Origin of the sequence: Neobacillus nitrireducens, assembly GCF_030915405.1 — a bacterium.
GTDB lineage: Bacteria > Bacillota > Bacilli > Bacillales > Cytobacillaceae > Neobacillus.
On the sequence record NZ_CP133262.1, the window covers coordinates 4,699,319 to 4,724,540 of the forward strand.

Consider the following 25,222-nt stretch of genomic DNA (forward strand, 5'->3'; position numbering starts at 1 on the left):
CAGTTTTTCGCTAATCAAAGAGTTTTCATTTGACTCGGTTGGTCAAAAAAGGAGTTTCCTATGCAAGAAAAAAGATACTTATCTGTGAATGCTTTAACTAAATACATAAAAAGAAAATTTGATGCAGATCCACATTTACGGGATGTTCATGTTAGAGGTGAAATTTCAAATTATAAGCAGCATTCGAGCGGTCATATGTATTTTACCTTAAAAGATGAAAAAGCCCGTATTCTGGCAGTTATGTTTTCGAGTCAATCAAGGACAATGAAATTCACTCCGGAAAACGGCATGAAAGTAATCGTCCGCGGAGAAATTTCCCTCTATGAACCAAGTGGTCAATATCAGATATATATTAAGGAAATGCGGCCGGATGGCATAGGTGAATTGTTTTTAGCTTATGAACAGCTAAAACAAAGACTTGAATTAGAGGGATTATTTGCGAAGGAAACAAAGAAGCCAATCCCTTTATATCCCAGAACAGTTGGTGTGATTACCTCACCAACAGGAGCAGCGATTAGAGATGTCATCACGACAATTAAAAGACGTTATCCAATTGCAAATATTCTTGTTCTCCCTGCCCTCGTACAAGGGGATAAAGCAGCACCTTCGATTGCGAGTGCTATTACTAAAGCGAATCGCATGAATGAAATTGATGTGCTTATTGTCGGACGAGGTGGAGGGTCAATAGAGGAATTGTGGGCTTTTAATGAAGAGCTCGTTGCCCGTGCAATATTTACTTCAGAGATCCCCATCATATCCGCTGTCGGTCATGAAACCGATTTTACCATTGCAGATTTTGTGTCGGATTTACGAGCTCCAACTCCGACAGCTGCTGCAGAACTGGCCGTCCCACAAATTGATGAGTTATTCGAAAGAGTATTACAGCGGCAATCTCGCCTTCTTCGCACGATGAAGGGGAAATTCCAGTTTGAAAAGGAACGATTGATCCGAGTTCAGAAATCATATGCCTTTCGCTATCCACATCGACTTTATGAACAGAAGCTTGAGCAGGTTGATAAATTAACAGAAATGCTTGTTCGCGGAGCGTCCAGATTGTCACTAATAAAAAAAGGTCAACACGAAATCCTATCTAAACGCTTGCAAAGAAATCATCCAAGTGAACTATTACTTGAAGCTCAAAAACGTTTAGAACTAACCAATAAAGAGATAAAACGGGCGATGCAACAAGTTCTTTCGAAAAAACAAACCGATTTTGACCGGATTCTATCGACTCTAGGGGCATTAAGCCCATTGAAAATTATGGAGCGTGGATATAGTCTGGCATATTCGGAAGAAAACCGGCTGATTAAAAGCATAAATCAAGTTAATATGAATGAGCAAATCCAGATACAATTAACAGATGGAAGTCTTTTCTGTAAAGTTGAGAATATTAAGGAGAGCGAAGAACGTGACGAATGAAAATAAAATTTCCTTTGAAGATGCTATGACAAAATTAGAGCAAATCGTAGATAAGCTCGAAGAAGGAGATGTACCTTTAGAAGAAGCAATTATCTTCTATAAAGAAGGTATGGAATTATCTAAACTTTGCCATGATAAATTAAAAAGTGTAGAGGAACAATTAACTCAAATAATACATGAGGACGGGCGAACGGAGAGTTTTACGATTGATGAGGAGGAATAAGACTTGGGAACCGAGTTACTAGATGCATTTGCACAAGAATATAAACTTCTGCTTGATTCGGAGCTTCGAACTCTGGTTAATAAGCTTAATGCCCCTCCTATCATTAAGGAATCCATGGTTTATTCACTTGAAGCAGGCGGCAAACGAATTCGTCCTCTTTTACTATTCGCTACTCTAGATGCATTTGGGGCTGAACCCAAAAAGGGGCTGCTAGCTGCTTCAGCGATTGAGATGATTCATACGTATTCCCTAATCCATGATGATTTACCAAGCATGGATAATGATGACCTGCGGAGAGGAAAACCAACCAATCATAAAGTCTTTGGTGATGCTATTGCGATATTAGCTGGTGATGGTTTATTAACTTATAGCTTTGAGGTAATTGGAAATATCCCTTCTGAATTTGCTTCTGCGGAAACAAAACTAAAATTAGTGATTGAGCTGGCAAAGGCTGCAGGGACAGAAGGAATGGTTGGCGGCCAAGTGGCAGATATGCTAGGGGAGGGGAAATCCTTAACCCTAGATGAGCTAGAGTATATCCACATACATAAAACGGGTAAGTTGCTCGGATTTAGTGTTCTGGCTGGAGCGTTGCTAGCAAATGCAAATCGGGAACAATTAAAAAGTCTTTCTTCCTTTGCCCATCATCTAGGTCTCGCATTTCAAATCCAGGATGATATTCTTGATTTGGTAGGGAATCAACAATTAATCGGGAAACCTGTTGGCAGTGATACCACAAATGATAAAAGCACCTATCCACAGTTGTTATCGTTAGACGGAGCTATTGAAGCATTAAATAAACAAATAAACCTATCGAAGGAATACCTGGGTATGACAGGCTTGAATACGGGTCTACTTATGGAAATAACGGAATTAATCGCTTCAAGAGATCATTAGAAAATGGTGTTTGAGGCATTGAAATAAGTGTGTTATAATTGTTTTCATTGTAGAAAATGTTGTCAATGCCGTTATCACTCGCGTGTTAGCGGCTATTTTTTAATAAAATAAAATTTTGAAAATGTGTATTATAATACGGCAACAAAAAGAAGAATGCATAAAAGTATGAAAGCGAGTGATCCAAACATGGATCTATTATCAATAAAAGACCCATCTTTTTTAAAGGGCATGTCGAATACTGAATTGGAGGCTTTAAGTCAAGATGTTCGCAAATTTTTGATTGAAAAGCTATCCGTTACAGGAGGTCATATTGGACCGAATTTGGGTGTAGTCGAGTTAACCATAGCCTTACATAAATGTTTTAACAGTCCCTCTGATAAGATTATCTGGGATGTAGGTCATCAGTCCTATGTTCATAAAATTCTAACTGGCAGAGCGTGTGAGTTTGATACATTGCGCCAATATAAAGGGTTATGCGGATTCCCGAAACGGTCTGAAAGCAAGCATGATGTATGGGAAACAGGCCATAGTTCCACTTCACTTTCAGCTGCAATGGGAATGGCAATTGCTAGAGATTTAAAAAAGGAAAAATCTTTTGTCATTCCAGTAATCGGTGATGGTGCATTAACCGGTGGTATGGCATTGGAAGCCTTAAACCATATTGGGCATGAGAAAAAAGATATGATTGTTATCTTAAATGACAATGAAATGTCAATCGCTCCTAATGTAGGTGCAGTGCATAATATTCTTGGCCAATTGCGGACAGCGGGTAAATATCAATGGGTGAAAGATGAATTGGAAGTCCTATTGAAAAAAGTACCTGCAGTTGGTGGGAAATTAGCTGCAACTGCTGAAAGAGTGAAGGATAGCCTTAAATATCTATTTGTTTCAGGAATGTTTTTTGAAGAATTAGGTTTTACTTATCTAGGCCCCATTGATGGTCATAACTTTGAAGCGTTATTTGAGAATTTCAGCTATGCCAAAAAGACAGAAGGTCCGATACTTCTTCATGTCATTACTAAAAAAGGAAAGGGCTATAAGCCTGCCGAAAGTGACAAAACAGGTACCTGGCATGGAACTGGCCCCTATAAAATGGACACGGGTGCATTCCCAAAACCCTCAAAAACACCACCACCTGCATGGAGCAGCCTTGTCAGTGAAACGGTTCGTAAGCTTGCTAGGACGGATGAACGAATTGTCGCCATTACACCAGCTATGCCTGTTGGGTCTAAACTCGAAGGCTTTGCCAGTGAATTCCCTGAGCGAATGTACGATGTAGGGATAGCAGAGCAGCATGCAGCGACCGTAGCAGCGGGTTTAGCTACACAAAATATGAAACCTTTTTTGGCTATATATTCAACTTTTTTACAGCGTGCATATGATCAGGTAGTACATGATATCTGCCGTCAAAACTTAAATGTCTTTATTGGAATAGACCGCGCTGGTCTAGTTGGTGCAGATGGTGAAACACATCAGGGAGTCTTTGATATAGCTTTTCTTAGACATGTTCCAAATTTAGTGTTAATGATGCCAAAGGATGAAAATGAAGGACAGCATATGGTTTACACCGCACTAAATTATGATGATGGTCCAATTGCCATGAGATTTCCACGTGGAAATGGCCTTGGGGTTACAATGGATAAGGATTTACATGCCATTCCAATCGGTACTTGGGAGGTTCTTAAAGAAGGTGATGATGCGGCTATTTTAACTTTTGGAACAACCATTCCACTGGCTTTAAAAGCAGCGGAAGTGCTTGAAACAAAGGGAATATCCGTTAAAATTGTAAATGCCCGATTTATTAAGCCAATGGATGAGAAAATGCTAACGAATCTCCTTGAGAAAAATATGCCGATTCTTACTATTGAGGAAGCTGTTTTACAAGGGGGCTTTGGGAGTGCAGTTCTCGAATACGCACAGACCCAAGGATTTTATCACGCACACATCGACAGAATTGGAATTCCTGATCAATTCATTGAACATGGTGATGTGGACTCCCTTCTTGAAGAAATCGGTTTAACGAAAGAAGAAGTTATCAAACGGGTATCCATTCTTGCAAGAAAAAAACAACAAAGGGCTTAAGCAATGAAAAATAAAGAACGTTTAGATGTGTTACTAGTCGAAAGAGGCTTGATTGAAACAAGAGAAAAAGCGAAGCGGACCATCATGGCAGGGCTTGTTTATTCAAATGAAGAGCGATTGGATAAACCCGGAGAAAAAGTAAAAACGGATATTCCACTGAATATAAAAGGGAAGATTCTTCCTTATGTAAGCCGCGGTGGTTTAAAACTGGAAAAGGCGTTAAAGGTATTTGATGTGAACGTAACAAACAAAGTGCTTCTCGACATTGGATCGTCCACTGGGGGATTTACAGATTGTGCCTTACAGAATGGCGCGAAAATGTCATATGCTTTGGATGTAGGCTATAATCAACTTGCTTGGAAACTCAGGCAAGATGAACGTGTCGTAGTAATGGAAAGGACAAATTTCCGTTATGTCACACCAGCTGATTTAATTGGAGAAATGCCAAATTTCGCCACCATTGATGTTTCGTTTATCTCATTAACGCTGATATTGCCTGTCTTAAAAACACTTTTAGTCACTGGAAGTGATGTTGTCGCTTTAGTGAAACCACAATTTGAAGCCGGGCGTGAACAGGTTGGTAAAAAGGGGATTGTTCGTGAAGAAAAAGTACATTTGCAAGTGATTGATAAAATCATTAATTTTGCCTTCCAGCAAGGGTACACAATAAAAAACTTATCCTTTTCACCGATTACTGGCGGGGATGGGAATATTGAATTCTTACTCCACTTAAGATGGGAAGGTGAACGAGAAATGGGAGTCAATCAATTACTTGTTACCCCCATTGAAATCGTAAAGGAATCTCACTTAGAATTTAAAACAAAACAAAATTCGGAAGGGTAGGCAAATGCTTATCCTTTTCTTCATTTTCTACAAGAAAAAATGTACAAGCTTGATAAAATCGGCTAACATATGGGTAGAAGAGAGAGTTTAGACCTATGACTTAGAGGTTTTCAACAATTTACGGGGTGAAATAATGAATAAAGGCCAACGCCATATTAAAATAAGAGAAATTATTGCAAGTAATGATATCGAAACACAGGATGATTTAGTGGATGAACTGAAATGTGCCGGCTATAATGTAACGCAAGCAACCGTGTCAAGGGATATTAAAGAACTGCATCTTGTTAAAGTTCCATTAAGCGATGGACGATATAAATACAGCTTACCTGCCGACCAACGATTTAATCCATTACAAAAGCTAAAAAGATCATTAATAGATGCGTTTGTACGGATTGATTCTGCAGGTCATTTGCTTGTTATGAAGTGCTTGCCTGGTAATGCAATGGCAATTGGTGCCTTGATTGATAACCTTGATTGGGAAGAGATATTAGGAACGATTTGTGGTGATGATACGATGTTAATCATTTGTCGAACACCAGAAGATACTGAGGTCATTACAAACCGGTTTCTAGACATGCTTTAATGGGGGGAGTGTTTCTTGTTAGCTGAATTATCAATTAAAAATTTCGCTATTATCGAAGCTTTGTCAGTAACGTTTTCAAAAGGATTAACTGTATTAACCGGGGAAACCGGTGCGGGAAAATCAATCATCATTGATGCGATTCACTTATTAGTTGGCGGCAGAGGGTCCGCAGAATTTGTTCGTCATGGCGAGGAAAAGGCGGAAATTGAAGGACTGTTTCAGGTTGATGATAATAAGCATCCAGTAATTACGAAAGCTTTAGAATTTGGGATCGATGTGGAAGAAGGAATGGTTATATTAAGAAGGGATATTTCCCAAACAGGAAAAAGTGTGTGCCGTATCAATGGAAAGCTTGTGACAATCTCGACGCTTAGGGAAATCGGGGCAACCCTCGTTGATATTCATGGCCAGCATGAGCATCAGGAATTAATGGATGACTCAAGGCACCTTTCCCTGCTAGATCAATTTGGGGCCGATAATATATTGCCTTCACTAAGTGAATACCAGCAAGTATTTCGACGTTATGAGCAAACCTTACAAAAGTTAAAAGCATTAAGTGAAAATGATCAGCAAACTGCCCATCGCCTAGATTTAATTCAATTTCAATTGGATGAAATTCAAAAGGCAAATTTAAAACTTAATGAAGATGAAGAACTTTTTGAGGAAAAAAGAAAACTAAGTAATTTCGAAAGAGTATTTGAATCTTTGCAATCCGGCCATTCAGCACTCCAAGGTGAACAAAAAGGGCTTGATTGGATTAGTATGGTTATGGGGCATCTTGAAGATGCCGCTGCCCTTGATACGGCTTACAGGGGCATCTACGAAGCTGTGTCGAATAGCTTCTACCAATTGGAAGATGCAGCAAGTGTTTTAAGAAATGACTTAGATGAATTAGAATTTGATCCACAGCGGTTACATGAAATCGAAGATCGCTTGACTGAAATTAACCAATTAAAGCGGAAATACGGAAAAACAATCAATGAGATCGTAGAGTATGCTGTGAAAATCGAAGAAGAAATTGAAACATTACAAAATAAAGAAACTCATATAGGGGAATTAGAAAAAGAATTAACTTCTATAAAAAAGGACTTAGTTCTCGAAGCGAAGCAGTTAACTGAAATTCGTCTGAAATGGGCTGAAAAACTTACAAAGTTAATACATAAAGAACTTAAAGAATTGTATATGGCGAAAACTGTTTTTGAAATAAGATTTGAATCAAATTCACAGCAATTTGCAAAAAACGGTGTCGACCATGTTGCTTTCTATATTTCAACAAACCCCGGTGAACCATTGAAACCCTTATCAAAGGTTGCATCTGGAGGGGAATTATCAAGAATTATGCTGGCATTAAAAAGTATTTTTTCTAAACATCAGGGAGTTACATCCATTATTTTTGATGAGGTCGATACTGGTGTTAGCGGCAGGGTTGCTCAGTCCATTGCGGAAAAAATATATAAAGTGGCTGCCGGATCACAGGTCTTGTGTATTTCACATTTACCTCAGGTAGCAGCAATGGCTGATACGCACTTATTCATTTCAAAGATTATAAAAGGGGGAAGAACGAAAACTTCTGTTACTCCCTTACAGATGGATGAAAAGATTAACGAAATAGGCCGGATGATATCTGGGACAGAAATAACTGACCTAACTAAAAAACATGCGGAAGAATTATTATATTTAGCTGTAGAAAACAAAAAAAGTGCAAGTGCCTTGACAAGGCAATAAAGTGGGATAAATTGCTTTTAAAAAGGCTAAAATTTCTATATTTTTAATAAAAATTGTAATGCTATCCATTTTGGGTAGCTTTTTTATGTAGAACGAAGTTATAAATGATTGTCAAGGAGGCAAAATTAAAGATGTAGCCATTTTTCAATGTAATGAAAAGAAGCGAGGAGAGTGAAGAATTTGAAGTTAGAAATAATTAGAAAGATTATTGGTGGAATTCTCCTTGTTTCATTAATTAGCCTAATATTTTTTCAGCCTATACAGCAATACCTTGCAATACCTAAGACGATTACAGTTTTTGAAGGACAAGACTATAGTTTTCAAAAGGCTGCACCGGTATCAGCCGTTTTGGGTTCTCACCATTCAAATATCACACTCAATCAAGAATCACATACGGTTTCAATGAAGGCATCTGAAAATGGCAAAAGTGAAATGCTGTTAGAATTTGCAGGGATTCCGATAAAAAAGGTCGATGTGCATGTCTTAAAGGATTTTAGGGTTATTCCAGGCGGTCAGTCAATCGGTGTAAAATTAAACACTGTGGGCGTTTTGGTTGTAGGTCACCATTTAATCAATACGATATCGGGAAAAAAGTCCCCAGGTGAAATTGCAGGAATAAAAATTGGGGATATTATCACAGAAATTAACGGTAATAAAATTGAAAAAATGACAGATGTAGCACCCTTTGTGCAAGCTGCCGGACAAGAGGGTAAACCTCTTGATATGGTTATTAGCCGAGAGAGTGGAAAAATTACAACAAAATTAACCCCCTTAAAAGACAAAGGGGAAAACATTTATAAGCTTGGTTTGTATATTAGAGATTCTGCAGCAGGAATTGGGACAATGACCTTTGTCCATCCACAATCTAAAAAATATGGTGCCCTAGGGCATGTAATTTCAGACATGGATACAAAACAACCAATTGTTGTTGAAGACGGACAAATTGTTCGGTCTACCGTAACTTCGATTGAAAAGGGAAGTAATGGAGACCCTGGTGAAAAACTTGCCCGCTTTTCTTCGGATCGTGAAATTGTTGGCAATATCCAAAAGAACAGCCCTTTTGGAATTTTTGGTGAAATGGCAAAAGAATTAAAAAATGGTGTTATGGATAAACCGCTTCCTATCGCATTATCACATCAAGTAAAAGAAGGACCAGCAAAGATTTTAACGGTTGTTAATGATGACCGTGTCGAAGAATTTGATATTGAAATTGTTAGCACAATCCCGCAAAAGTTTCCAGCAACCAAAGGCATGGTAATAAAAGTAACCGACCCTAAGCTCCTGAAAAAAACAGGAGGTATTGTTCAGGGGATGAGCGGTAGCCCAATTATCCAAGATGGAAAACTAATTGGAGCTGTTACACATGTTTTTGTTAATGATCCAACCTCAGGATATGGGGTACACATTGAATGGATGTTAAATGAAGCTGGAATTAACATATATGAAATGCCAAAAAATAAAGCAAGTTAGGACCATTTGGAAGCAAAATAGGAAATTTCCCTATTTTGCTTTTTATTTAAACATTTTTCGACAAAATAATCCCTCATTTTGGAAATAACGCGGTTTACGTCGAATAGGTGAGAAAAACAAAGAAAAGTTGAGATTTTATCACTATTTTAAGAAATATTAAAAAAATGAGAGGAATTTTTGTTGCATTGTCGAATTTCTAATTTAGAATAGAATTAAGAGATTAAAACTGATAAGAAATGTAAGTTTTGAAATAGAGCTTATGATTTAAACCTGAGGAGGAACTCGAAGTGAAGAAAATTAAAGTTTGTGTAGTTGATGACAATCGGGAACTAGTTGGATTATTAGAGGACTTTATTTCGTCCCAAGATGATATGGAAGTTGTTGGTATTGCTCATAATGGACAAGAGTGTCTAGAAATGTTATCAACAACAGACCCTGACGTTTTGGTTTTGGATATAATAATGCCACATCTCGATGGTTTGGCTGTACTTGAGCGCCTCCGTGATCTAAAAAAAGGAGTACTTCCTAATGTTATTATGCTAACTGCTTTTGGCCAGGAAGATGTGACAAAGAAAGCCGTTGAACTTGGTGCATCCTACTTTATTTTGAAACCATTTGATATGGAGAATCTAGGAAGCCATATTCGACAAGTTAGCGGAAATAGCAATACATTTACACGAAAATCAACATCAACTTCATATCGTTCTCAATCAGAGCAAAAACCGAAAAATTTGGATGCAAGCATCACGAGCATCATTCATGAAATTGGTGTCCCGGCACATATTAAAGGATACCTCTATTTACGGGAAGCGATCTCCATGGTTTATAATGATATCGAACTTCTAGGGTCAATTACGAAAGTGTTGTATCCAGATATCGCTAAGAAATATAATACTACAGCGAGCCGTGTTGAACGAGCAATCCGTCATGCGATTGAGGTGGCCTGGAGTCGTGGAAACATTGATTCCATTTCAAGCCTTTTCGGATACACCGTTAGCATGTCCAAGGCAAAACCAACGAATTCAGAATTTATTGCCATGGTTGCTGATAAACTTCGTCTTGAACACAAGGCATCTTGAAAAGAATAATAATGAGGGTTTTGGTTAAATGCTAAACCAACCGATTTTTCAAAAAACAACTTTTTATTCGGATTCAAGCCAATAAACTTTTACCATCTCACCCAATAAATCATTTGATTTGTTGGGTTTTGTTTTTGTTGGATGGGGAGGTTATTAAATGAAATTAACGGAATTAGAATTTCATCTTGAGGACTTTTTATTAGCATGTCAAAGTAAAAATTTGTCATCTAAAACATTATCATCGTATGAGCAATCTTTAAAGCTGTTTCTGGTCTACTTGAAAGCTGAGCATGGGGTAGAAGATGTTCAACGTGTAAAGGCAGGTCATATACGTCAATACGTAGCTTATGTTCAAGAGAGAGGGAAATACACCGTAGTTAATCGAGAAGCATCAAAAACTATTAATCATCCCCAAAATCGTAGTGATTTCAAAAAGACAGTTTCTAATGGAACGATTAACAATTACATTCGAAATATTAAGGTTTTTTTCAATTGGTTACAGCAAGAGGGTGAACTACATAAAAATCCAGTGGAGAATATTCCTCAAATTAAAACAGAACGTAGACAAAAGGCTGGAATAAGCGAAGAAGAGTTTAATCGATTGCTTTCACAGTTCGATTACACAAAGTTTCATGGGTATCGAAATAAAGTAATTACTATGCTTCTTCAAGATACAGGCATGCGAATTTCCGAATGCTTGGCATTAGATGTTGATTCCATTGATTTTAAACATCGAATGATTTTAGTCACCAAGACAAAAGGAAGAAAAGAAAGGTACGTCTACTTTTCTCAAGTAATGGCACGAGAACTAAAACATTACTTGAAATTTAAAGACAGATACACAGAAACTACTTTGCTCTTCCCAACAACAAGAAACACGATTCTTACTATCCACTCCTTTGAAAAACAACTTAAACAAGCAGGAGAACAGATTGGACTTAATATACATCCACATCAAATACGGAATAACTTTGCAAGGCATTATTTACTGAATGGAGGAGATTTATATACGTTGAGTAGAATATTAGGTCATAGCTCTGTAACAGTCACAGAACAGTCTTATATGGATTTAACAAGAGAAGAAATAGCAAGGAAGTATCAACAACATAGTCCTTTATCAAAATGGAAATTAAAGTAATGTTTATCAATCAATACAAAAAAGAAACGGATACCCCGTTTCTTTTTTTAGGATAAAAATCATTTTAATTAATTAAGTTTTGTTGTATTTCTTTTAGTGTTTTTAAGAACTCTATGTTTTCCTTTTTATGTTGATTACCAATATCATACTGAATTATATTTTTCTCCAAGTCAAAAAAATAAATTTTGTTTTTATCCAAAGTTTTTTTAGCAGTTTGCATTTCAAATTCAACCCAATGTGAATCATGAGTTGAAGAGGAAAAAACTAGAACAAAATAATTCGATTGAGTTATCGCTTTCAATATTTGGAAATGTAAATCTCCAGTCAAATCTAAATTTTCTACATCTATCCACGGTTTATAATTGTAGGACTTTAACAAGTTAGCTAAACCTCGTGCTTCTTTTGCGTTTTTCCAAGAATAACTGATAAACACAGACTTATTATTATTCATTATCCCTTTAGCTCCTGAACGTAGAATTTGGTGTGGAATTTGGAATATTTTCAATTTCTGCATTTCTACCTGCTTCTCTAATTTTTTGTATTTCTTCAAAAAAACGAATCCTTCGTTTTTCATCTTTATCTCCAAAGGATTCTGGATAGGCTATCATTCGACGTACAAGGTCATAAACTTGTGATTCAAATAACCTGAATTTTTTATAGTTGTCTTGGATTTTAAAAGTTGAATGAATACCTAATAGTACAGCAGAAAGTAATGAAGCAACTTTAACCAATAGCATAGCATAGTTATTTTGTTGTACATACCCTAATAAAAAAGGAATTGTAAAAGGGATTATTGTAACCCATGAAATAATATAATAATGTAACCATTTATAAGTCCAAGCTTTTTTTTGCCAATTTTTTAATACTCCATTTAGACTTTTATATTCTGTTTCTAACCATTCCTTTAATTCATCTCCAATTACTGGAGTATTTTCAAATATTTTTTTTTCCTCTTTTTGTTGCCCTGCACTCCTTATGGGAAAACTGGGTTTACACTTTTTTCGGAAAATATAAGCAGATACTAGTATTAAGATTAAAAATAATAAAAATATATCTCCCCAAAAATCTCTCAACATATTCATCATTTCATACACCTACATTCCTATTTGTCACACTATTATAAACAATTTTTAATAAATGGTAAATATAACTAAAACTTTAATAGAAAACATTTAAAAATAGAATTAAAAACCGCTCTAAAGACATAATTTCAATTAGGTTTAAAGGGAAAAGACCAATTGAGTTAATGTCCTCAAATGAGCGGTTTTTCTAAATATCTATTTAACCAAAAAAGTCAATAGGTATGTAAGAGGTTTTTTGACTTTTTTTGTATTTTGTGGTATAATATAATGTATAGTCAGTTTAGTGACTATAAAACCACATAACATTAACAATTAAATAGGTTACATAAACACCAAACAAACACAAAATTTTCCCTTTTATAGTAGGGTTATTTTGTGTTTTTTTTTGTTTTGACAATGAGAATGATCGAAAGGAGATGAAAAAAACAAGTAACTTTAATCGAGCCGTTTTGGTACTTTTTCGGCTAGGCTTTGGAAAACGATAGTTTTCCAAAGGATGGTGGTAAAAAGTACAAGATAAATATTCATCTCTAAAGTAAAGGTAATCACCTACAATAATAAAAAAATCTTATTACGAGTAATTACCTTTACCTAAAGAAATACTTTAAAAGGAATGCAGAAAGAATGGACATAATTATTTTGACAAAAAAAGAAGCAGTTGAATTATATGGGTCGGAGGATTGCAAGAAGCACTTTGCAAAATATAAGAAATTCACTAACAAGGATTTAGAAATTTCATTAATAAATGAAATGAAAAGATATTATCATGCTGTAAAAGTCATCAAACCTGAAAAGGGTCGTGGATTTGTATATGAACTTAGCGGTAAAAAGGATGAAGTAACACCCAAAGAGGATGGCAGAATCAACAATGGTGCATGGCGTATTCCTTATACCAAAAACATGGATATTATGGTGGTATCAGTTTTAGAGCAGGGTTTAGAAATTGAAATAGCACAATCTCTTTCTAAGTGGGCAGTTGTTTTCGGGTCAATTACTCCTGCGGAGTATGAGTTATTACAATCAAGATACAACGAGTATATGAAGTCACAGCACCTACAAGATTTGAAAGATAACAAAATTATCCTTGAGGGCGAGGATAGAATACTAGATGACTTTACATATATTGTAAAAGAAAACATTAATCAATTAGCTGGTACTCTAAACAGGATGAAAAAATTGGAAATTATTGAATATTATCCAGTCTACAAAGGTCATTTGAAGGATACAAATGAAACAATCAACTTACATGAAGATACAGTCAAACAAATACTAACACTAAGAAGAAACTTAATGGAGCAGTATGATGTAGGTGATTGGTATTTAAACACATTTAAAAACTCACCAAGAACTAAAGCATATAATGAAGCTTGGAGTGCTGGACTTGCACAGGTAAAAGATGAAAAAGGTGACGTATTAGGATTGGATTATTACTATGTGGTTTACGCAATCATCTTAAAGGCAAGAAAGAAAAAGATTATTCGATACCTTGAGAAATACAACAAGGAAGCTATAGAAAGATTTAAACATAATAACGAATTATTTTTGACTGAAAATAAAGCTTGCTACCATAAGGAACGTCGCTATTATGTTGTTAAGGAAGCACAAGAAAAAGAAAATAAATTCTTGAGTAAGCAAACAAAGATATGTGCCTTAGATGAAAACCTCCAAGAGGTCTATGGTGCAGAAACACTAACAAAAACGTATTATAATCAAAGAGAAAATTTCACATTTGATGAAGGATATTACGCATTATACTTTGACAGAATGTATGCGGAACGTATTCAAAAGCTTCAAGAATTTTATGGTCACACCTTTAAATAAATACAAATCGAACAAGGAGCATTTATAGGGTTTTGGAATTTTTGATTAACCTTATATACAAACACAAAAACATATATAATGCTAATCAAGCATTTCAACGTAAAAACATAAGATAGACTAAAACCCCATCCTGTATGGGGTTTTCTATATAAAAGTGAAGTTTTATCCATTGGAGATGACCGTAATAATAATGTGTTCCAACCCCCCACAATAATACTAAATATTTAATACGTGTGAATTAGCAAAAAACAGGTCTATTGACATGTTTTTCACGTGTGAGAAAAAGTATGTTTATCAGTAAAATAAACCCATTTCAGCTAAATTCATGGTATATTAAATCCATAAAGAATATTCTGAAAAATAGGAGGATATATACATGAGGAAATTGGCGAGTTTGGGTTTAATGTTTTTATTATTGATTTTAGGAGCTTGCTCCAATAACACAAATAGTGATGCACTAGAAGGAGCACCAGAATACATAAAGGAAACATGGAAGTATTTTAATGCAATGAGCAAAGTGACAGATGCTGTAGGAGATGGTGAAAATGTTGAGGTTGCGTATGATAAATATTTTCCGAACGAAGATGAAGTAATTTCCTATATTGATTCTGCTACAGCTGAATCTGAGGAAGAGCAATTAGTTATTGATAACATTCACTTGATGCACCTAAGTGTATCAACAATGTATATTGCAGACTTTAACAGTTCTCTGGGAGGAGACCCTGCTGATATTGACCAATTTGTATATGAACTACAAGTCCCTAGACATGAACTTGGGAAAATATACAAAAAGTATGGTCTAGAATATAAAAAATAATTAAAAAGTTATTTGAGCCATATTCCAATATAGGAGTTGGCTTTTTGTTTGATATTTACCGATAGAGTACACTTTAACTGTAATGAACAAGTGTAAAGGAAACCTAGACGTATCAAGGGTATCGAGACTTCTATTTATTACCTTTTGAACGTTATTATATATTTTAGCTAGGCAAAATAAAATAAGGTATTAATCTATCTAAATGGTGAGTTTCTACACGAAGAAGTGTTCTGCTCCTACACCCTTGTTAAAAACTATTGACGTATGCAAGCTACCTAGAACAACCTTATTTAACATGGTTTTATCGTGTGAATGACCGTGAACGAGAGAAAATAAATCTCATCCTAAGTATTTCAAAATAAGAAATATTTATATAATTTTCTAGCATTTACCTATTCAACTAGTATAATTAAGTAGAATAGGTAATTTTATGGATACTTTCTAATTATACCCGTGGTCAGGAGGTGAAAATCGATGAGTAAGACAAATTCTGTAGAAATTAAATGTACAAATCCAAAGTGTGGCGTATGGTTTCAATCTCCTATAGGTTTTGGTGACATGGGTTCTTTTGATACTTCTATGTTGATAGGAAATACAGTCCAATGTCCGAATTGCAACACAATGACAGGATGTAATAAAGAAAACATGAGAGTTAAGTCTAATGATGGTGGTTTTCGAGGAAATGACACTTTCTAAAAGGTACTTAAAAAGGCGAAAATCCTAAAGATTTTCGCTTTTTATTTTCTTGTACAATAGACTAAAAGGTTCTTCGAAATGAAGTAACCACGTAATCCATAAAAGGTATGTAAAACAATCAATAGAGGAGGATTAATAATGAATGTTAAACAGGATGAAAGAAACATAAAAGCTGATATAAAGCGTGCAGTTAGAACAGAAGCTCATTTTGGTTGTGCTGTATGTGGTAATCCTATTATTGAATATCATCATATTCTCCCATATCACAAGGTTCTATGCCACGAAATACATAATCTAATTGCAGTATGCCCAACGCATCATTACAAGGCTGATAGAGGAATGATTTCAAAAGAGCAATTATATGGCTTAAAGAAAAAACCTTTTAATAGTGTTAAAGAGAATATCAAAGATGATTTTTTCCTTGGAAGCTATGATAAGCTTGAATTTAAGGTTGGGGCATTAAGTTTTATAAGAACTCCTAATATATTTGTAGTTGATGATTTTCCTCTTATATCGATTACAAGAGATGAATCAAACAATGCGATTATGAATGCTAAATTCTTTGATAACCGTTCGAACTTAGTGGCTGAAATTCAAAACAATGAGTGGATTACTTATTTTAACGAAGACCAAGTATGGGATATACAATATAGTGGTGGAAAATTAAAAGTTAATTCTAAAGAAAGAAAGATATTTTTAGAGTTATATGCAAATCCAGAAAAGAATTATGTAGAATTGAAATCTAATTTGTTTTATAAAGGTCATTTCTTCAATATCCAACCTTCTAAACTTACTGTTGGAATTGAACGACCTAAAGAACCTATGCAAATTATGATTATGAAAGGTGGAAAATTTACTGATTGTGGTAACGGAATAGTTTTATCTTCTTTTGCATTTTGATATTAACTAGTAGAATCAGACTAAATACAATTTTTCAAGTAATAAGGAATCATTTAACTAGGTAGGAGAGTAGCTATTGGGCTACTCTTTTTCAATTGAAACTAATTTAAGGATAATTTTGTTTATTAAGGTATACCTTTAAGGATAGAAAAAAAGATTGATATTTGTGGTTTATAAAGGTTATTGAAATATTTTAAAAACGTTTATAAATAATCATATGCTTTTACAAACACTTTGGTTATAATTGAATTATAGATAACCAAAGGGAGTGGATATTTATGAGTAATAAGACGTTTGCTTATTTGAGGGTTTCAAGCAAAGACCAGAATGAAGCAAGACAACTAAAAGAAATTTTAGATTTAGGTATCAATGAACGTGATATATTCATTGATAAGGAAAGCGGAAAAGACTTTAATAGACCGCAATACCAAGCGTTAAAGCAATGCTTACGTGAAGGTGATTTACTATATATTAAATCTATCGACCGCTTCGGTAGGAACTCAAAAGAGATAAAAAGAGAGTGGGAAGATATAACCCAAAACATTAAATCTGATATTAAAGTTTTAGATATGCCTTTACTTGATACTACGCAACACAAAGATACATTAGGAACGTTTGTGAGTGATTTGGTTTTACAAGTGCTGGCATTTGTGAGTGAGCGTGAACGTGATAACATTCTTCAACGGCAAGCTGAAGGAATAGCAGTTGCAAAAGTACAGGGAAAACATCTAGGAAGACCTAACTTAAATTTAGGTACAATAAGCAAACAACAACGTCAAATACTTGAGCAAAACTATCCGAGATGGAAAAACAAAGAGATTACTGGCGTTGAGTTTATGACCTTGTTAGAGCTAAAGAAGAACTCCTTCTATAAGATTATAGGAGAGTATGAGAATACATTGTAGGTACTTATTAAAGGGTCTGGGTTATTTCGTAATTACACGGTAGAAGGAGGATAATATATAACTTGAGCATTCACTAGATATGGTGTGGGCTTTTGATTTTAAATGGGGGGACACGGTTTCTACCAGTAACTATTAATACCAGTTCAAAACGGCTTATAGCAGAACAATCCGTCCAATATGATTCTTTTTTGCCAACATAGAATCAGATAAAAAAAGAAATTAAAGGTGTCCCAAACAGACTTTTTCCTTTATACCAATTACATAAAAACGGTTGAGATAGTTGAGTTAGAGTTGATGGTGCTTTTTCTACTTCAATTTATTATAGGAGAAGAAAGATTTGTTGTTTGTCGTCATACATTTCCATTTATTCACAAGAATATTAAAGGATTACGTAAATTTATGTCGAACCATATTATCATGAACAAAATAAAAGGAAATTTTTATTTTGCATCATAATAGAGAGAGTAAATCATAGATGGGGGAATTGTTTTATGAGTATTAGGAAAAAATTAACCTTAGGAATTATGTTAGCTGGAATATTAATAGGTATTTTAGCTGGATGTGGAGCGGAAAAGCCAACTGATGTAGTAAATGGCTACTTAACCTCAATTCAAAAAGGTGACTTTAAGAAAGCTGGAACTTACGTTAATGGTGGGACGGATAGTTTAAAAACAAATGGTGATAGCACAGTTGATGATAAGTTTACAACTTCAATGATAGAAGCAATTTCGAAAAACTATAAATATGAAAAACCAATAGAAGTTTCTGTTAGTGGTGATAAAGCTGTAGTTAAAGTAAAAATAACATCAGTGGATTTTGGTGATGCTATGACAGCAACAATGGCAGAAGTAATGCCATTAGCATTTGCTAGTGCATTTGAAGAGAAAACTCCTAAATCAGAAAAGGCATTTGAAAAATTAATGGAGAAAACAGCTTTAAAACACTTAAAAGCGGAAGATGTAACTATGGCAACACGAACAGTAAAATTTAATTTAAAAAAGAATAAAGATGGAGTTTTTAAGATTGTAAACAATGATAGTTTGACAGAATCAATTTATGCTAATTTTAGTCAGTTAAAAGACATGTTTGGTGAGAGTGAAGACGAAGTAAAGAAAACTGATTCTGAAACTTCAAATAATGAAGCAACTACAGAAAATACAAAAGAGAATGAAGAAAAGGCAACAAATAATAAAGATGTTTACTTTAAAGACAATGAAGCAAAATTAAATGATTTAAAAATTAAAATTACAGAAACTAAAGTTATTCAATCAGGAGAAACTGGAAATGAATATGGTGAAAAACCTGTATTTGCAATTTGGTATGAAACAACTAATTTAAGTGATAAAGATATTGACCCCATAACTGCATGGATGGTAGTATTTGAAGCGGTACAAGATAATAACCCTAATGCAGTAAATACACTTGAAGTTGGTGGACTCCCAGATAACCAATTTCTTGATAGCCAGTCAGAAACTATTAAAAAAGATGGTACTGTTCTAAATGCGGTAGCTTATGAATTAGATGATTTAGAAACGCCAGTAACATTAATTGCTACACAAGGTATTAGTGGAGATAAATTAGGTGAACAAAATTTTGATATAAAATAAAAGCATAAATATTGTTTAATTAACACTTACATCTTGTAAGTGTTTTTTTTATTGATTGAAAGAATAGGAAATTATAGATAAAGTAATAATTGAATGTTTAATAAGGTGACTCTATTGCAAAATCTGTCAATTGAGATATTTTCAAGTATTAGATGAAACGATAAGTACAATCAATAGATATGGCATTTGGGAAGAGGAAAATTAATCGGATTTTTCAATTATTAACGAATCCATGTCCGAGTAGTAGTTAATACATAGCTCGAACTAATAAAAAATGATATAATCTAACTAAGCAATACAATCACATATAAATAGGAAGTAATAAGCAAATAAACGTTGATTTAATCATCTTTTGGCTAAAATTCTATGTCTCGTACAGACCGTATTGCAAAAACAAGAGTATCCAAAGACCACTATTATGTGGTCTTTTTCATTGGTTTAAAAATCAACAATGAACTTTAACATAGACTTTTGTTAATGAAATATCAATGCTTTTAAATATATGAGGGGAGGGTGGTTTGCAGGAAATCACTTGGGTAGGTTTGAGTGACTGTTGGCAATACACTCTTAGCCCAAGGCTGTATCATATTTGACTGGGAAGTTACATTTACGTCCATATTGTCGTTAATTAAAAGTTAGTCAGTCTTGGTCGTTTCACTAAGTGATTGATTGAATTAGTCAGTAACAGAAACAGCACATAGACACCACTCTTGCGGTCGGTATGGCAATGTTTAAGATAGTTGGCTGAACTGCTAAAATGGAATGTGACATAATCTCAGAGCGTACCAGAGTAGGTCTGGAGAGTGCTAGAGCAAGAGGGAGAAGTGGAAAGACCTAAAAAGGACAATAAGCAAGTAGAGACAGCTTAGAAGCTATATGACACAGAACAGTACATAGTAAAAGAAATAGAAGACATGACAAGGTATCAAAGGCAACATTGTTTAGGGAGATAAAGAAACGCAATAGAAAAGAGAAGCAGTAGACACTCGCTAGGTTAGTGAGTGTCTCTTATTATGGGTGGAGGATAGTTTACAGTCTTCTCATAAACAATAGAACACAGGGATATACCTTGCCTGACACTTTGGGGAATATACGATAATAAAGATTAATTAAAGGTTTAAATGAAGGTGTTAAAGGCACTTGCTTATGCAGATGTCTTTTTATTTGCAATTGATTCTAATATGGCACTACTACCATGCCATTACACCTCAATTTGGAGGTACATATTTGAAAAAGGTGTGGCTAACACCATACAAGCAATGATTGCTTTACAAAAGGCTTCACTAATAGGATTCATGGGTCTATGCTTAACAATGGGTAGCAATATTTCACTAAATAATACCCCTATATCAAGGTTTTTCCCTGCCCAAATCTAGCAAAATGTCACTATCATGGCACTCTTGCTTCTTAAAAATAAGTTAGTATAAAAATATCAAATTAATTAATTATCTGATTGACCACAAAAATTTAAAAGAATTGCAGAGGTTGTTATATATTACTTTGTTGTTTCTATTAATTAGTGACACCTCAATAAATGGTGAAAAAATTTTTTCAGAAAATTTGCCTGTGGAACACTGTGGAACAAGAAGATGGGCTTGCACTTCTTTACAATTAAGGTATAGCCACAAATTTTTTCAAAATCCATATGACAAAATGAGAGGAAAAAAGATATTAGAATATGAAACATTATTAAATTAGGGCAGGGGTGAATGCACATGGACTTTAAATTAGACCATGCAGAGAAATTAGTAGAGAATCTAACTGAATTTATGGAGGTAATTATGAGGAATAGGGATAAAGCCTATCCCCTAGAGTATGCCTTACTTGATGGGCTATACAGCATCTTAAGAGATATGAGAGGGGAAGCAGTTGATTACCGGAATGCTTTAAAAGGTGATGTTGTCACAGATAATCCTATATGGACAGCACACTTAAGGGAATCAGTCTTATTATTGGATGCAATATTTGATAATTTAAATGATACCTCAATGGTCTTTTTCCCATATTACATTACAATTCATTCTGGTGTTAAGGCATTAGATTGGTAATCCTACAAAGATTTAACTTGAATTTTATTCCAAATATAAATATAATTAATGCAAGCCAACAAATATTTTATTAAAAACCAACAAATTCATATGAGATGATAAAGTTAATGAGGTTAAAATCCGAACATTTTCAATCCGTCATGCGATTGAAGTGGCCTGGAGCCGTGGAAACATTGATTCCATTTCAAGCCTTTTCGGTTACACTGTCAGCATGTCTAAGGCAAAACCGACCAATTCAGAATTTATTGCCATGGTTACTGATAAGCTTCGTCTTGAACATAAAGCCTCATGAAATGAATGATAAAAATTGTAAGCCTTCATCGTAAGAAATGAAGGCTTTTTCATTTCTATAAAACTAAAGGAACTTTTTTATTTTTAGGAATTTGTTAATTTTCCTTCTCTTTTTCCAATTCCATAAGTTTTTGGATGAGAATATGTTGGGGCATATGCATAAGCTGTTCTAACGGCACATTTAACTTTTTGGAAAGTTTTATTGCTGTTTCCGGTGATAACTGTAATGGTTTCATTAAAAAATTCCTCCAATTTTGTAGTTGGGAAGTGAAAATATGACTCAAATTTTTGCACACCGTGGCTACTCGGCTTCATTTGCAGAAAATACACTTGGTGCCTTTCTTGAAGCGGAAAAAGCCGGTGCAGACGGGGTAGAATTAGATGTTCAATTAACAAAAGACGGCGAATTAGTTGTCATTCATGATGAAAAAGTTGACCGAACAACAAACGGGAACGGGTTGGTAAAAGATTTTTTAGTTAAGGATCTTAGGAAATTGAATGCCAATAAAAAAAGTCCCAAAACGGAGCCAATACCTACTTTAACGGAAGTTTTTGAGTGGCTTACCTCCAATAAGTTATTATGTAATATTGAATTAAAAAACGCGCTTTTTCCCTATAAAGGTATGGAAGAAAAAGTAATACATCTTATTCGTAAATTTAATTTAATGGATCGGATTATTCTTTCCTCTTTTAATCACTATAGTGTAGTCTATTGTTATAGTCTGGCACCTGAAATTGAAACGGCCCCTCTCTTTATGGAAGGCATCTACATGCCTTGGATCTATTCCCAAGCCATTCGAGCAAAGGGGATACATCCTAGATACTCGACCATGCCCGATGATGTGATGATAAATACACTAAATAGCGGGATTGCTGTAAGGCCATATACTGTTAATAAAGAGGACGATATACATCGCCTTTTTAAGATAAATTGCACGGCAATTATTACTGATGACCCAATTAAGGCGTTAAAATTACGAAAGCAATATGAAAAGAGACCCTAGAGGCCTCTTTTTATTTTGTATTTTTAAACCTTTTTTGTACCTTGCTTCTTTTCCGATCTCGATGAAAAATAAATCCTGCCACAAAGCCTAGACCGCCAACAAAAAAGATGAATCCAGATAGAAATTGAAACAATAAGTTAGGGAATGGGGATTGCAAAATCCCGAATAACATATCACGCATTAATTTAATACCAACAGCAGCTAAAGCACCGGGAATCAATACGATGATTAGGGCAATAATTCGTTTCATACTTAATCCTTCCAATATCAAATTTTACTGTAATATCAGTCATATTTAGATTATATCTCATGAAAATATAATTACCTAGATATTATTTGTCAAGGATTGTGTTTTGGATATAAAATAGAATTGAAATAAGTTGCATATTTTTCTTAAGATAATATGAAAAAAATTTCTTAAAGGGGTAGAAAAAATGCAAAATGTCATGATTGTTGGTGCTGGAAAAGGTGGTACGGCAATCTTAAAGATCTTAAAAGAATCAGAGGTATTAAAGGTTGATGCGGTTATTGACCCGAACCTGAAAGCGCCAGGTATTTTATTAGCTCAAGAAGAAGGGATCAAAACAGGGGAAGACTGGTATCCTTTTTTAGCAGAACCAATTGATATCATCATTGAAGTAACAGGTAGTGACATTGTTTTTCAGAAGATAAGAGAAGCCAAAAATCAAAAGACTGTTCTAATTCCCGGAAGCGTGGCATTTCTAGTTTCTAAGATTATGCAAGAAAAAGAAGAACTAATCAAGAAGCATAAAAATGAATCCTACCAGCAGGAATTAATCTTTAATGCGGCTAATGATGGAATGATCGTAATTGATAAGGATGGAAAAGTCATTATATTCAATAAACGGGCACAAGAAATAATGGGTGTAAAGAGAGAGCAGGCGATTGGGAAATATGTTGTTGAAGTTATTCCAACCACAAGACTGCCTTTAATTCTAGAAACAAGAAGAATTGAAGCTAACCAAGAAATGGTTCTAGAAAATGATCGAAAAATTATAACAACCCGAATTCCAATTATAGAGGAAAATGGGACCTTGATTGGTGCTTTTGCTGTATTTAAAGATATTACTGAGGTTGTTAATCTTGCTGAAGAACTTACGGATTTAAAGGAAATTCAAACGATGCTGCAAGCGATTATCCATTCGAGTGATGATGCCATTTCTGTTGTGGATGAAACTGGTAGAGGGATTCTTATTAATCCGGCATACTCCCGTATTACCGGGCTTACCCACGATCAGATTATTGGCCAACCAGCCACAGCCGATATCTCTGAGGGTGAAAGTATGCATATGAAGGTGCTGCAAACCAGGAGAGCTGTACGTGGTGTACCGATGAGAGTGGGGCCAAACAAACGGGAAGTCATTGTAAATGTGGCTCCAATTATTGTAAAGGGGAAATTAAAAGGCAGTGTTGGTGTTATTCATGATATGTCCGAAATGAAATCACTGAACCGGGAATTGAACCGAGCCAGGGAATTGATTCGCAAGCTTGAAGCGAAATACACCTTTGAGGATATTATTGGTCAATCAGATGAAATGATGCTTGCAATCGAACAAGCTAAACTAGGAGCAAAAACACCTGCTACCGTCCTTCTTCGCGGGGAATCAGGAACAGGGAAGGAACTTTTTGCACATGCTATACATAATGCGAGTGACCGTAAATATAACAAATTTATCCGGGTCAATTGCGCAGCTATATCGGAAACATTATTGGAAAGTGAACTATTTGGATATGAGGAAGGCGCTTTTTCCGGAGCAATGAGAGGCGGAAAAAGAGGTTTTTTCGAAGAAGCTAATAATGGCAGTATCTTTCTGGACGAAATTGGTGAACTTCCAGTTAATACACAAGCAAAATTGCTTAGGGTTCTTCAGGAAAAAGAAATTGTCCGAGTCGGTGGGACAAAGCCAATTTCCATTAATGTTAGGATTATTGCGGCAACTAATGTCAATTTAGAAAAGGGTATTGCTAAAGGCTCCTTTCGGGAAGACTTATATTATCGTTTAAATCGTATGCCAATTCACATTCCACCGTTAAGGAAACGGAAAGAGGAGATTCCTCCTTTAAATGAAAGGCTTATACAAAAAATCAGCCAGGATTATGGAAGAAATGTAGAAGGAATTACCCCAGCTGCACTAAAACAAATAATGGATTATGACTGGCCAGGAAACGTACGGGAATTGGAAAATATTCTTGGCAGAGCGATCATTTTTATGAAGTATAATGAGACTCTTATTGATGTACAACACTTACCAGAATTAAAAAATAAACAAACCACAAGTGAGTCTTCCGTCAGCCAAAGTAATGTTTCCTTTGTGCTAGACCGTTCCTTATCAGATATGATGGATGAATTTGAAGGGGAAATAATCAAGCAGACACTTTTCAGATTAAAGGGAAATAAGACATTAACAGCAAAAACGCTGGGATTGTCCGTTAGGAATTTATATTATAAGCTTGAAAAATACAATATTGAAAAGAATAGCATGCAATAAATTTCATAGTGGGAAAAAAATTGCGTGTTATAAAATGGATAATAAAGCGTTTTCATAAGGATTTAGTTTGGCACGGGAATTG

Annotated in this window: 24 protein-coding genes and 2 pseudogenes; 22 read left to right on the forward strand and 4 right to left on the reverse strand. The window is 34.9% G+C overall.

The genetic code is table 11. From position 1 onward, the window contains the following. Positions 1-60 precede the first annotated feature (60 nt). The 10 genes from xseA (at position 61) to RCG22_RS22985 (ending at position 11,459) form a co-directional block, all read left to right on the forward strand. A complete protein-coding gene (xseA, locus tag RCG22_RS22940) occupies positions 61-1,419 on the forward strand; it encodes an exodeoxyribonuclease VII large subunit (protein WP_308104844.1) in 1,359 nt (452 codons plus the stop codon). Continuing rightward, positions 1,409-1,642, forward strand: a complete 234-nt coding sequence (locus tag RCG22_RS22945; protein WP_066257472.1) for an exodeoxyribonuclease VII small subunit — start codon at positions 1,409-1,411, stop codon at positions 1,640-1,642. Before xseA ends, RCG22_RS22945 begins: the two co-directional genes overlap by 11 nt. 3 nt (positions 1,643-1,645) lie before the next feature. Continuing rightward, a complete protein-coding gene (locus tag RCG22_RS22950) occupies positions 1,646-2,539 on the forward strand; it encodes a polyprenyl synthetase family protein (RefSeq protein WP_308104845.1) in 894 nt (297 codons plus the stop codon). 186 nt (positions 2,540-2,725) lie between these two features. Further along, a complete protein-coding gene (dxs, locus tag RCG22_RS22955) occupies positions 2,726-4,621 on the forward strand; it encodes a 1-deoxy-D-xylulose-5-phosphate synthase (RefSeq protein ID WP_308107227.1) in 1,896 nt (631 codons plus the stop codon). Positions 4,622-4,624: 3 nt separating this feature from the next. Next, positions 4,625-5,464, forward strand: coding sequence for a TlyA family RNA methyltransferase (locus RCG22_RS22960; RefSeq protein ID WP_308104846.1), 840 nt, complete (start codon positions 4,625-4,627; stop codon positions 5,462-5,464). A gap of 133 nt (positions 5,465-5,597) precedes the next feature. Continuing rightward, positions 5,598-6,047 (forward strand): transcriptional regulator AhrC/ArgR, encoded by a 450-nt coding sequence (gene ahrC / locus RCG22_RS22965; protein ID WP_098261746.1) that lies wholly within the window; start codon positions 5,598-5,600, stop codon positions 6,045-6,047. Between the two features lie 15 nt (positions 6,048-6,062). Further along, positions 6,063-7,772 (forward strand): DNA repair protein RecN, encoded by a 1,710-nt coding sequence (recN, locus tag RCG22_RS22970; RefSeq protein WP_308104847.1) that lies wholly within the window; start codon positions 6,063-6,065, stop codon positions 7,770-7,772. 180 nt (positions 7,773-7,952) lie between these two features. Beyond that, positions 7,953-9,242, forward strand: coding sequence for a SpoIVB peptidase (gene spoIVB / locus RCG22_RS22975; protein WP_308104848.1), 1,290 nt, complete (start codon positions 7,953-7,955; stop codon positions 9,240-9,242). A 287-nt stretch (positions 9,243-9,529) separates the two neighbouring features. Continuing rightward, positions 9,530-10,321, forward strand: coding sequence for a sporulation transcription factor Spo0A (spo0A, locus tag RCG22_RS22980; protein ID WP_098261743.1), 792 nt, complete (start codon positions 9,530-9,532; stop codon positions 10,319-10,321). A 157-nt stretch (positions 10,322-10,478) separates the two neighbouring features. Further along, positions 10,479-11,459: a tyrosine-type recombinase/integrase gene (locus RCG22_RS22985; protein ID WP_308104849.1), complete on the forward strand. Its 981-nt coding sequence runs from the start codon at positions 10,479-10,481 to the stop codon at positions 11,457-11,459. Positions 11,460-11,523: 64 nt separating this feature from the next. On the opposite strand, the gene RCG22_RS22990 is transcribed toward RCG22_RS22985, so the two are convergent. Next, positions 11,524-11,910: a toll/interleukin-1 receptor domain-containing protein gene (locus RCG22_RS22990; RefSeq protein WP_308104851.1), complete on the reverse strand. Its 387-nt coding sequence runs from the start codon at positions 11,908-11,910 to the stop codon at positions 11,524-11,526. Between the two features lie 7 nt (positions 11,911-11,917). Then, positions 11,918-12,544 (reverse strand): hypothetical protein, encoded by a 627-nt coding sequence (locus RCG22_RS22995; protein WP_308104853.1) that lies wholly within the window; start codon positions 12,542-12,544, stop codon positions 11,918-11,920. Positions 12,545-13,165: 621 nt separating this feature from the next. Between RCG22_RS22995 and RCG22_RS23000 the strand changes: the two genes are divergently transcribed. From RCG22_RS23000 to RCG22_RS23045, 10 genes and pseudogenes are all read left to right on the forward strand, one after another. Continuing rightward, positions 13,166-14,362 carry a hypothetical protein gene (locus RCG22_RS23000; protein ID WP_308104854.1) on the forward strand — a complete coding sequence of 399 codons (1,197 nt, stop codon included), beginning with the start codon at positions 13,166-13,168 and terminating at the stop codon, positions 14,360-14,362. 376 nt (positions 14,363-14,738) lie between these two features. Beyond that, complete coding sequence (locus RCG22_RS23005) at positions 14,739-15,179, forward strand: hypothetical protein (RefSeq protein WP_308104855.1); 441 nt, start codon at positions 14,739-14,741, stop codon at positions 15,177-15,179. Positions 15,180-15,653: 474 nt separating this feature from the next. Beyond that, the gene (locus RCG22_RS23010) at positions 15,654-15,875 is read left to right on the forward strand and encodes a hypothetical protein (RefSeq protein ID WP_308104856.1); all 222 of its coding nucleotides are present in this window, start codon (positions 15,654-15,656) and stop codon (positions 15,873-15,875) included. Between the two features lie 138 nt (positions 15,876-16,013). Beyond that, positions 16,014-16,775, forward strand: a complete 762-nt coding sequence (locus RCG22_RS23015; protein WP_308104858.1) for an HNH endonuclease signature motif containing protein — start codon at positions 16,014-16,016, stop codon at positions 16,773-16,775. A 278-nt stretch (positions 16,776-17,053) separates the two neighbouring features. Continuing rightward, complete coding sequence (locus RCG22_RS23020) at positions 17,054-17,680, forward strand: recombinase family protein (RefSeq protein ID WP_308104859.1); 627 nt, start codon at positions 17,054-17,056, stop codon at positions 17,678-17,680. 491 nt (positions 17,681-18,171) lie between these two features. Further along, a pseudogene (locus tag RCG22_RS23025) lies at positions 18,172-18,771 on the forward strand (DUF5105 domain-containing protein); the annotation flags it as partial. Further along, entirely contained in the window at positions 18,763-19,287 is a 525-nt protein-coding gene (locus RCG22_RS23030; protein ID WP_308107228.1) for a DUF5067 domain-containing protein, read from the forward strand. The pseudogene RCG22_RS23025 and the gene RCG22_RS23030, both read left to right, overlap by 9 nt. A gap of 1,121 nt (positions 19,288-20,408) precedes the next feature. Further along, entirely contained in the window at positions 20,409-20,663 is a 255-nt protein-coding gene (locus tag RCG22_RS23035; protein WP_308104860.1) for a hypothetical protein, read from the forward strand. A 339-nt stretch (positions 20,664-21,002) separates the two neighbouring features. Then, positions 21,003-21,335, forward strand: coding sequence for a hypothetical protein (locus tag RCG22_RS23040; protein WP_308104861.1), 333 nt, complete (start codon positions 21,003-21,005; stop codon positions 21,333-21,335). 130 nt (positions 21,336-21,465) lie between these two features. Next, positions 21,466-21,627 (forward strand): annotated as a pseudogene (locus RCG22_RS23045) (sporulation initiation factor Spo0A C-terminal domain-containing protein); the annotation flags it as partial. Positions 21,628-21,721: 94 nt separating this feature from the next. Here the strand turns inward: RCG22_RS23045 and RCG22_RS23050 are convergent. Next, positions 21,722-21,862: a YycC family protein gene (locus RCG22_RS23050; protein ID WP_066257459.1), complete on the reverse strand. Its 141-nt coding sequence runs from the start codon at positions 21,860-21,862 to the stop codon at positions 21,722-21,724. Between the two features lie 39 nt (positions 21,863-21,901). Here RCG22_RS23050 and RCG22_RS23055 point away from each other — a divergent pair, with 39 nt between their 5' ends. Beyond that, positions 21,902-22,630: a glycerophosphodiester phosphodiesterase gene (locus RCG22_RS23055; protein ID WP_308104862.1), complete on the forward strand. Its 729-nt coding sequence runs from the start codon at positions 21,902-21,904 to the stop codon at positions 22,628-22,630. A gap of 10 nt (positions 22,631-22,640) precedes the next feature. Here RCG22_RS23055 and RCG22_RS23060 read toward each other — a convergent pair whose 3' ends face one another. Then, on the reverse strand, positions 22,641-22,880 hold the full coding sequence (locus RCG22_RS23060; RefSeq protein WP_098261741.1) for a DUF2627 domain-containing protein: 240 nt from the start codon (positions 22,878-22,880) through the stop codon (positions 22,641-22,643). 184 nt (positions 22,881-23,064) lie between these two features. Between RCG22_RS23060 and RCG22_RS23065 the strand changes: the two genes are divergently transcribed. Beyond that, positions 23,065-25,140 carry a sigma 54-interacting transcriptional regulator gene (locus tag RCG22_RS23065; RefSeq protein ID WP_308104864.1) on the forward strand — a complete coding sequence of 692 codons (2,076 nt, stop codon included), beginning with the start codon at positions 23,065-23,067 and terminating at the stop codon, positions 25,138-25,140. Positions 25,141-25,222 lie beyond the last annotated feature (82 nt).